This is a genomic window from Microcoleus sp. A2-C3 (genome assembly GCF_036706065.1).
GTDB lineage: Bacteria > Cyanobacteriota > Cyanobacteriia > Cyanobacteriales > Microcoleaceae > Microcoleus.
The window spans coordinates 1-8,167 of the sequence record NZ_JAUBVX010000057.1 but is presented as its reverse complement, the minus strand read 5'-3'; the positions used below and the strand labels follow the sequence as shown (position 1 = coordinate 8,167).

Annotated in this window: 13 protein-coding genes and 1 pseudogene; 8 read left to right on the top strand and 6 right to left on the bottom strand. The window is 42.5% G+C overall.

Annotated elements, in window-relative coordinates; genetic code table 11:
• The 4 genes from QUB66_RS24440 to QUB66_RS24425 form a co-directional block, all read left to right on the top strand.
• Nucleotides 1-1,733, top strand: a 1,733-nt coding sequence (locus QUB66_RS24440; RefSeq protein WP_332970033.1) for a CHAP domain-containing protein, incomplete at its 5' end; no start/stop codon positions are given.
• Between the two features lie 396 nt (nucleotides 1,734-2,129).
• Nucleotides 2,130-2,459 carry a DUF6972 family protein gene (locus tag QUB66_RS24435; protein ID WP_332970034.1) on the top strand — a complete coding sequence of 110 codons (330 nt, stop codon included), beginning with the start codon at nucleotides 2,130-2,132 and terminating at the stop codon, nucleotides 2,457-2,459.
• Entirely contained in the window at nucleotides 2,428-2,673 is a 246-nt protein-coding gene (locus QUB66_RS24430) for a hypothetical protein (RefSeq protein ID WP_332970035.1), read from the top strand. Before QUB66_RS24435 ends, QUB66_RS24430 begins: the two co-directional genes overlap by 32 nt.
• Nucleotides 2,674-2,825: 152 nt before the next feature.
• The gene (locus tag QUB66_RS24425; protein ID WP_332970036.1) at nucleotides 2,826-3,047 is read left to right on the top strand and encodes a hypothetical protein; all 222 of its coding nucleotides are present in this window, start codon (nucleotides 2,826-2,828) and stop codon (nucleotides 3,045-3,047) included.
• 159 nt (nucleotides 3,048-3,206) lie between these two features.
• Here QUB66_RS24425 and QUB66_RS24420 read toward each other — a convergent pair.
• Together QUB66_RS24420 and QUB66_RS24415 are read right to left on the bottom strand one after the other, a co-directional pair.
• Nucleotides 3,207-3,599 (bottom strand): annotated as a pseudogene (locus tag QUB66_RS24420) (type II toxin-antitoxin system VapC family toxin).
• Nucleotides 3,600-3,851, bottom strand: a complete 252-nt coding sequence (locus QUB66_RS24415) for a DUF2281 domain-containing protein (RefSeq protein ID WP_332970037.1) — start codon at nucleotides 3,849-3,851, stop codon at nucleotides 3,600-3,602.
• Between the two features lie 160 nt (nucleotides 3,852-4,011).
• Between QUB66_RS24415 and QUB66_RS24410 the strand changes: the two genes are divergently transcribed.
• On the top strand, nucleotides 4,012-4,257 hold the full coding sequence (locus QUB66_RS24410; RefSeq protein ID WP_265239553.1) for a hypothetical protein: 246 nt from the start codon (nucleotides 4,012-4,014) through the stop codon (nucleotides 4,255-4,257).
• A 38-nt stretch (nucleotides 4,258-4,295) separates the two neighbouring features.
• Here QUB66_RS24410 and QUB66_RS24405 read toward each other — a convergent pair whose 3' ends face one another.
• The 3 genes from QUB66_RS24405 to QUB66_RS24395 are packed head-to-tail and all read right to left on the bottom strand — an operon-like array spanning nucleotide 4,296 to nucleotide 5,093.
• The gene (locus QUB66_RS24405; RefSeq protein ID WP_265239558.1) at nucleotides 4,296-4,640 is read right to left on the bottom strand and encodes a type II toxin-antitoxin system PemK/MazF family toxin; all 345 of its coding nucleotides are present in this window, start codon (nucleotides 4,638-4,640) and stop codon (nucleotides 4,296-4,298) included.
• Complete coding sequence (locus QUB66_RS24400; protein ID WP_265239559.1) at nucleotides 4,627-4,836, bottom strand: DUF2281 domain-containing protein; 210 nt, start codon at nucleotides 4,834-4,836, stop codon at nucleotides 4,627-4,629. The genes QUB66_RS24405 and QUB66_RS24400 overlap by 14 nt, the downstream gene beginning before the upstream one ends.
• A gap of 26 nt (nucleotides 4,837-4,862) precedes the next feature.
• Nucleotides 4,863-5,093: a hypothetical protein gene (locus QUB66_RS24395; RefSeq protein WP_265239560.1), complete on the bottom strand. Its 231-nt coding sequence runs from the start codon at nucleotides 5,091-5,093 to the stop codon at nucleotides 4,863-4,865.
• Nucleotides 5,094-5,233: 140 nt separating this feature from the next.
• On the opposite strand from QUB66_RS24395, the gene QUB66_RS24390 reads away from it, so the two are divergent.
• The 3 genes from QUB66_RS24390 to QUB66_RS24380 all read left to right on the top strand — a co-directional run bounded on the left by QUB66_RS24390 (nucleotide 5,234) and on the right by QUB66_RS24380 (nucleotide 7,803).
• The gene (locus QUB66_RS24390) at nucleotides 5,234-5,731 is read left to right on the top strand and encodes a TIGR00725 family protein (protein ID WP_332970038.1); all 498 of its coding nucleotides are present in this window, start codon (nucleotides 5,234-5,236) and stop codon (nucleotides 5,729-5,731) included.
• An 8-nt stretch (nucleotides 5,732-5,739) separates the two neighbouring features.
• Entirely contained in the window at nucleotides 5,740-6,270 is a 531-nt protein-coding gene (locus QUB66_RS24385; protein ID WP_332970039.1) for a hypothetical protein, read from the top strand.
• Between the two features lie 285 nt (nucleotides 6,271-6,555).
• Nucleotides 6,556-7,803 (top strand): TPM domain-containing protein, encoded by a 1,248-nt coding sequence (locus QUB66_RS24380; protein ID WP_332970040.1) that lies wholly within the window; start codon nucleotides 6,556-6,558, stop codon nucleotides 7,801-7,803.
• 155 nt (nucleotides 7,804-7,958) lie between these two features.
• Here QUB66_RS24380 and QUB66_RS24375 read toward each other — a convergent pair.
• Nucleotides 7,959-8,167: UDP-N-acetylglucosamine 2-epimerase (locus QUB66_RS24375; protein ID WP_332970041.1), on the bottom strand; the 209-nt coding region annotated here is incomplete at its 5' end.

The window sequence follows — 8,167 nt, the reverse complement described above, 5'->3', positions numbered from 1 at the left end:
TCATCACCAATCCAGGCCCAACGCAGCCATCTAATTCAATTAATCTCAACGGTCACACCGTCGGTGGCAATTTCTACCCAGTTTTCCAGAATTATCAAGGGACTTTGGGCAATCCCATTTCTGATGTCACCAATTATAATGGTGCGAGTTATCAGAAATTTGAGAATGGGTCGATCGTCAGCAGCCAGTATGGAACCTTCCCGCTTTACGGTGGTATTCGTCAGACATTCTTAAAAAATGGTGGATTGGAAGGCTGGTTAGGTGAGCCTAAAAGTGGCGAAAAGGGTCTGGGAAATGGAAATATACTTCAATACTTTGAGGATGGTTACATTTATTGGAATGGGAGTAAAGCAACTGCTTATCGTTACGGGACAACGCTACCTAAGACACCGACTAATATTGGCAATCAACTAGGCGTAACAATGCCTAATTTCAATCTACCTGCTTATCGTGAAAATAACATTTTCTGGCAGTCAGGATACGCGCCCGCATCGACTAATCCATCATCTACCAATTTAGGCAGTGCTCTGGGTAATTGTACTTGGTATGTCAACGGTCGTTTACAGCAGTTAGGGTACAATACAACGGCTTTAAATAAGCTGCGTGGGAATGCCAATGAATGGGATAATCAAGCTGCTGCCGCTGGCATTTTTATGTCGAAAGACGCTCAAGTTGGTGACATTGCCCAGTGGGAAAATGGTCACGTTGCGGTAGTTGAAAAGGTGAATCCTGGTGGAACGATTCTGATTTCCCAGTCAAGTTACACTCCTAATAGTGGTAGTGCTGCTGATTACTTGTACAAGACTGAAACTATTTCAGCCTCATCTCCCTCTCAATTTATCCGTGTGCCTTCGAGTGGCAGTTCTAGTCCTGGTAATTTGGGAGGTTTTGGTGATCTTGGCATCAATACAATTGGAGTAACACCCATTGATGATGGATCTTTAGATATAGGACAATACAAGAAGGCTCAACTCAAGAATTTCAGCGGATCAGAAACTATTTCTAATATTCCTACTTGGGTAATTGTTCATGGTTTCCAAAATAACTCATATAACGAAGTACCTCAAAAGTTACTGAGTGGAGTTAAGGAATATTCGGCTGATGCTCAAATATTTTTACTTGACTGGGGTGAAGTTGCTAAAAACAAGGATGTTGACAAGGCTGCTGCCTGGATTGATGAAGTGGGTAAAGCAGCAGGTGAAAAACTAAACTCTTGGGGTATAACTACTGGCAATATTAACATCATTGGTCATAGCCTTGGCTCTTATGTAGCAGCGGAAATTGCTAAGAATGTAAAAGGAGGCGTAAATGATATTGTTGCTCTCGATCCAGCTAGCACAATCGCATTTAACGGGTCTTACAAAGGAAGTGATGTGAAATTTAGTGACAACTCTTCCTGGGCTTGGGGGTTCTATAGTAGCTTTCTTGGCGATCTAGATCGTGCCAAAACAGCAGAAGAGTCATTCAATGTGGAATTTCCAGAGATTGTAGCAGGTGATTGGTGGAAGAATGAAGAAGCTAAACATGGCGCTGTTGTGGATCTATTTGTAAGTATGCTCAAAGAAGCTAAGGATAAGACTGTTTCCTCAAATGGGGACATTTTTGGACTTGACAGAATGAATTCAAGTGGAAAACCCTGGAATATTGATTATGGCAATCAATGGGAAGCAAAACTTATACCACAGAAAAAAGGTGATAATTCTTGGGTTTTAAAGGATGTAGTACCATATTAACCAGTGTCATATTCTGCCTAATGATAGCTCACATGGCTATAACATTTAAAACATAGCGTGTTATCAATAAATAGGCGATCGCCCTTTCCCCAAACAAGGGCGATATCCCTTTTGGAACTATCCGCAAAGGGCTATCCCATTTTATTTGAGACGAAAGTGCGATCGCCCGACACTCACTCTCACCAACAATAAAAGCGAGATCCCTTTTGGAACTATCCGAAAGGGCGATCTTCTTTTGTTTGAGACGAAAGTGCGATCGGCCTCTGCTAACTCTCACCAACAATAAAAGCGAGATACCTTTTGGAACTATCCGAAAAGGGATCTCGTTTTTTCTCAAATCAATACTTATCAAGTGAAATCATGGTATAAATAATATGTTTGATAGCCGCTTAATTTATGACCGGAATTAACCGCGAACTAAGCATCGACACCAAACATATTGCGAAACATCTACCCGATACTCATCAAATGCAAAAGCTACTTCAACAAGAAGGTAGCGTTCATATCTTTAACGATCGAGCTACAATGGAAAACGTAGCTCAAGCTATCATCGCCAATGGAGAGTTTATAGGCGTAATTCGCGGTCACGAGCGTTATGGTCTCTATTTTCCTGACCCCATTGGCTACAGACTTGACAGCGATAGTAGAATACCACTGTACTACGGAGAAATTAAAATTAAAGGAGATAAATATCATGTCATCCCCAGAACCAAACCTAGCCGATAACTGGGACTTCACAGAATTATGGGTAGATCCGACAGCATCACCACCTTACGTCCTAATTTTATTGGGTGACAATTCAGGTAATAGCTCTATCTACGATCCTGCTCAAAATTATCAGATCGTATTTGCCAGTTCAAGTTATCAAGAAGCTAAACTCTGGCTGTTAGAAGATGAATACGAACGAGTAGAAAGTCGGCTACAAGTGGAAGCAGCATAAACCCATTTTTGAGAAAATTGGAAAGTGCGAGATCCCTTTTGGAACTATCCGAAAGGGCGATCGCCCTTCCCTTCTCGCATTCAACTAACAAAAAATTGCCGGTTCAGCCAATTATTGCTAGAATAGTCACAAAAAAATATTCTTATTAACCAATGAACGACATCTCTATCTGCTTGCCAGAAGACTTACTCACATACATCAATCAAAAAGTTCAAAACCCCAGCGCTTTGATAGAATCACTCTTGCAACAATGGCGAAAACAGCAAGAAAACCAAGCTTTAGCAGAAGCTTGCAAGCTAGTTGACGAACTCGATTTAGGATGCGATGAGCAATGGCAAACTCAAGCGATTACCGACTGGGAAGTATCCCGATAGCTAGATTCGATAATCATCGCCCTTTTGGAACTCTCCGCAAAGGGCGATCGCCGTGTTATCAAATACCTGCTTTTGGCAAGTCAATTATATAAGCTGTTTCTACAATTTATGTACTTTAATTTTGAACAACAACCAGCCGTACTTGATGATGCCAAATACTCAATACCAGTCCGCGATCGCAAGTCCTGCAACTCTCGAAAACTCCTTGACATTGTGAGTAACAAGAGTTGCTTGAAATGCTAAAGCTGTCCCTGCAATCAAAACATCTATCGGCCCGATGGGAGTGCCTTGTTGCTCCAATTGAGCGCGGATTGTGGCAGCAGCAACAGCAGAATCGCGATCGAAAGGAACAAGATTAACTCGGCTCAAGAGTTGCTAAAGTTGTTCAGTGCGTTTTGCGGGTGAAGTAGATTTAGCAATACCAACTTGCAATTCAAACAAGACGATCGTGGAAATACCAATTTCTTGAGGAGGTATATTGGCAAGGTTTTGGGCAACTTGTCCTTGTCCTTTGAAGTAGTATATTAATGTATTTGTATCCAAAATGTACATCTAAAAGCTCTCCCGCAAAATGTCTTCCCCCGACTCGGTACGAATCTCTTCCAGAGTCGGAAAGTCATCTGCCCACGCTCCAGCGAGGGAATAAACCAATTCCTGCCAAGAAGTTAAAGAATCTACTGTCTCGGTGGATTGGTTTGCATTCAGGTACTTGGCACGAATAAACTCAGCGAAAGTGAGAATTTCGCTAGCTTGGTTTTGGGGAAGGGTTTTGACGATCGCGTAGATTTGTTCAATAACAGTCATAATTCGATTATAGATAAAGTGCAGCTGATCTTTATTTTAGTAATTATAGTTCATTTAGTCGCCATTATTCCATCCGCGTCCATCAGGCATCTGTTGCGGTTGCTAAAAAGAGCGCTCTTCTTTTCTCTCCGAGATTCAAATTCAGCTATCCCAGAGAACAATGAATCATACCCTCAACATCCAACACTTGCCACCAGAAGCTATTCATTCGCTGATGACCCATTTGCCTGACTATGTGAAAGTCGCCCTGATGGAAAAAGCTACGCAGCTAGAATGCTCTCTCGAATCTGCGATCGAAATGGCGATCGCTAGTTTTCTAGACTCAGAAGCTTTCAGCTTTGAAGATTGCCTATTATCGCAACGTCTTCAGGAATCAGAACTGGTAGAATCTCCTCAAAGGAAATAGGATGCGCCATTTTGGAACTATCCGCAAAGGGCGATCGCTCAATTATTACCTATAATTCCAATCAATCCCTCTTTCAAAGACTGGATATCTACATTTTGAAGCCTTCCCAGTTTTTTGATAATCAGTTGTTTCTCAATTGTCGTAATAACAGGCTTAATCATAGAAGCTTTTAAAAGCCCAGCCCCTCGCCAATCTGCGATCGTGATATCACCGGCTTTCGGGCTACTGCTAACTTGACTGGTTATGCCCATCAGAATGCGATCGGGATATTCTGCATTATAGACATCGGAACTAACCACAACGGCTGGACGCTTTTTATTAGTCGTTTGATCGGTAAAAGGAAACGGAACTAAAACCACATCACCAAAATTATAACTCGTCATATTCTGCATCCTCTGGGTTATCCCAAATTTTAGCAAAAGCTGCTTCGGAGAGTTTAGTCGCACTATAAGTTAGAAGACTATCGTCACTTCGAGTTAGAAGGAAGTCGAGGAAATCTTCTAATACCGTAATTTTATCGGGCGGTAAGCTACGAATTTTTTCGATCAGCTTGGTTTCAGGACTTTTAGCGATACTCATCTTCTATCACCTTTTTATTGAAAACACTACACACATTCTTCTAAACCTAATTCTGCCAATTCCTGTAACTCTGTATCTTCTGCATAAAGTTCCGCATAAAGCATCGCCGATTCTTCTAACTGCTGGGCTTCTAACGCTAACTCCAACCGTTGAATCGCTATTCTCACCAATTCACTAGGATCTTTAAATCCATAGTTTTGACAGAGTTCTAAAAATTTGATCTGAGACTCATCTAGTGTAAATGTTTGCTCTTTCATAGTAACAATACTAGGAACTTTACCCAAGTTAGTTGTTTAAAAAGCTTTGTTTAGGATGCAAGTATTTTTATGATAACATACCTTCGTCTATCGTGCAAAAAAAAATAGCAAATATCAATAACACCATATTATCCCAAACTATGAAAAAAACTATCATTGGCATCATGGGCCCAGGCGAAAGTGCCACATCAACCGACTTAGAAAACGCCTATAAACTCGGACAACTCATCGCCGAAACAGGATGGATATTGCTAACTGGCGGCAGAAATGTCGGCGTGATGGATGCCGCCAACAAAGGTGCAAAATCAGCTAACGGTTTAACAATTGGCATCCTTCCGGGAAACGATACTCGCGGCATTTCCGAAGCTGTCGATATTGCCATTGTCACCGATATGGGAAACGCCAGAAATAACATTAATATTCTTTCTTCAGATGTGATAATTGCCTGCGGTACGGGCGCGGGTACAGCTTCGGAAATTGCCCTCGCCCTCAAAGCTCACAAGCAAGTTATTTTGTTAAATCATAGCTTGGAAAGTCAACTTTTCTTTAAAAATTTAGGCAAAATTAACATTTTTGTGGTACACAATGCTGTAGAGGCTATGAATCAAGCTCGCGAAATCCTAGCAAATCCCAGATGAAATTCAAGATGAAAGTAAGCAAATTCAACTTTTGTGCGATCGCAATTTTCCTAACTCTGGGGATTTTCGGCAGTACCAAAGCAGACGGAGGAATTGCACAGTTAAGCTTCAGCAACCAATCCACTCAAACTTTAGCACAAACGCCCCCTCCTCCTCCGCCTTCTGCTCCTGTCAAATTGCCTGTCACCGAACAAGAAGCGCCGCCGATTACTAGCGAATCAGTGCCGGATCAAATAGCTTTAGCAACCCATTTGCAGACCATCAAAGCTAGAATGTACGGTGCTTACTGGTGTCCTCACTGTCACACGCAACAAGAACTTTTCGGCAAAGAAGCATTTACCGCGATTACTTACATTGAGTGCGATCCCAGGGGCAAAGATGCTCAACCGGATTTGTGCAAAGCTGCTAAGATTCAAGCTTATCCCACTTGGGAAATTCGGGGAAAATATTACACCGGCAGACAATCTTTGGAAAAACTTGCTCTTTTATCCGGTTATAAAGGCAGCAGCAATTTTGTGCCACAAATTCCCTCTCCTTAAATATATCTAAATTAGTGGGCGATCGCACTCGCCCACTAATAAACCGGGTTTTTGAACCGAAATTCACGGTTGTGAGCAATTATCTTGGTTAAAAACCCGGTTTCTGCCCACCCGTGCGTCTAGGAGTATAACTGTAAGGTGCAGAAACCGCTAAAAATATGACTTTTATGAATCGAACTTCTGAATAATATGAATTGACATAACAGGAAGCTGGTTATTTAATTGTAATTAGGCGGACATATCTATTTAATTTTTTGATTGGCACTTATTCAGGAGACTGAAACGATGCAATTACAATCCAGCAAAAAACAAATAATTTTTAGCAGTTTGCTGTGCTTCTCGGCAATTGCATTTCCGGTAGCGAGTCAAGCTATAACAGTACAAGAAGTACCGAATCCCCGCCAAGTAAATCATACTTGGGTAACAGATAGAGCCAATATTCTCAGTGATAGTACGGAAACTCAGCTAAATCAGATGATTGCGGAGTTGGAGGCAAAAAATGGCTCAGAAATCGCAGTGGTGACAGTGCCTGATACCAAGCCATCGGCGACACCAAAGGCATTTTCTACAGAATTATTTAACTTTTGGGGAATTGGCAAGAAAGGTAAAAATAACGGAGTTTTATTGTTGATTTCATCTGGAGAACGCCGTGTTCAGATTGAGACTGGTTCGGGGATTCAAAGCCTTTTGCCCGATGCGAAAACGGTAAGTATTATTCAAACGGAGATTACGCCCAGATTTAAACAGCAGGACTTTGACGGGGGTACATTGGCGGGGACAAAGGCGTTAGTTAATGTTTTACAAACTCCGATCGCAAACGTGCAATCTCAAAACGTGCTGCCCTTGGCTCCCATAGTACCATCTCAAGCGCTAACACCGTCGCCAATACCTGCTGAATCGCCAGTTATTAGCAATAGTAAGTCCACAGGTGAAGATTCATCGAATTTAATCTATGGCTTACTTGGGTTGTTATTCATAGCATTCATAGCATTTATACCTTGCTTCATTATCTTCAGGATATTTCGCAGCTTATTTTCTCGGATATCTCGTTACCGCCACCGCCGTTATCCGCGTAATTACACCAGTAACAATCGCAATTACAGCAGTAACAGCCACAACTATTACGGTGGGGGTGGCTACTACAGCAGTAACAACATCGATTACAGTAGCACTAACGACTACAGCAGTAACAGTAGTAGCGATGATTGCGGTGGCTACTACAGCACTAATAGCAGCGACTACAGTATTAGCAACAGCGACTGCGGAGGTAGCTTTGGTGGTGGCGACTCCAGCGGTGGCGGTGCGGGTGGCGATTATAGCATTAGCAGCAGCGACTGCGGAGGTAGCTTTGGTGGTGGCGACTCCAGCGGTGGCGGTGCGGGCGGCGACTACAGCAGCAGTAGCAGTAGCGACTCTAGTAGTGGCGGCGGCGACTACAGCAGTAGCAGTAGCGACTACAGCAGCAGCAGCAGTAGCGACTACAGCAGCAGCAGTAGCGACTCTGGTGGTGGCGGCGGCGGTGGAGATTGGTAATAGTTCTAAGGTGCTATTCGGCGCACTTTATTCGATTGTGAATTAGATCATTTTCCCTAGAATTAACGCAATCATATTGGTTTGTAGTGAGGAATTTAGTCCTGTGATGGATGCGGACTAAAGTCCTCACTACAAACCTATTTTAGGATTAGTTTTTAATTAGAGAAGTAGTCTTCAACAATTTTCAAAATCCGGGAGGCGGCTAACCCGTCGCCAAAGGGATTGATTGCCATTGCCATTGCGTCGTAAGCTGTAGAATCACTGAGTAATTCTGCCGCTGCTATGAAAATTGTATCAGAATTCGTACCGACAAGTTTAGCGGTTCCGCCAGCAATTGCTTCTGGTCTTTCTGTAGTTTCTCGCA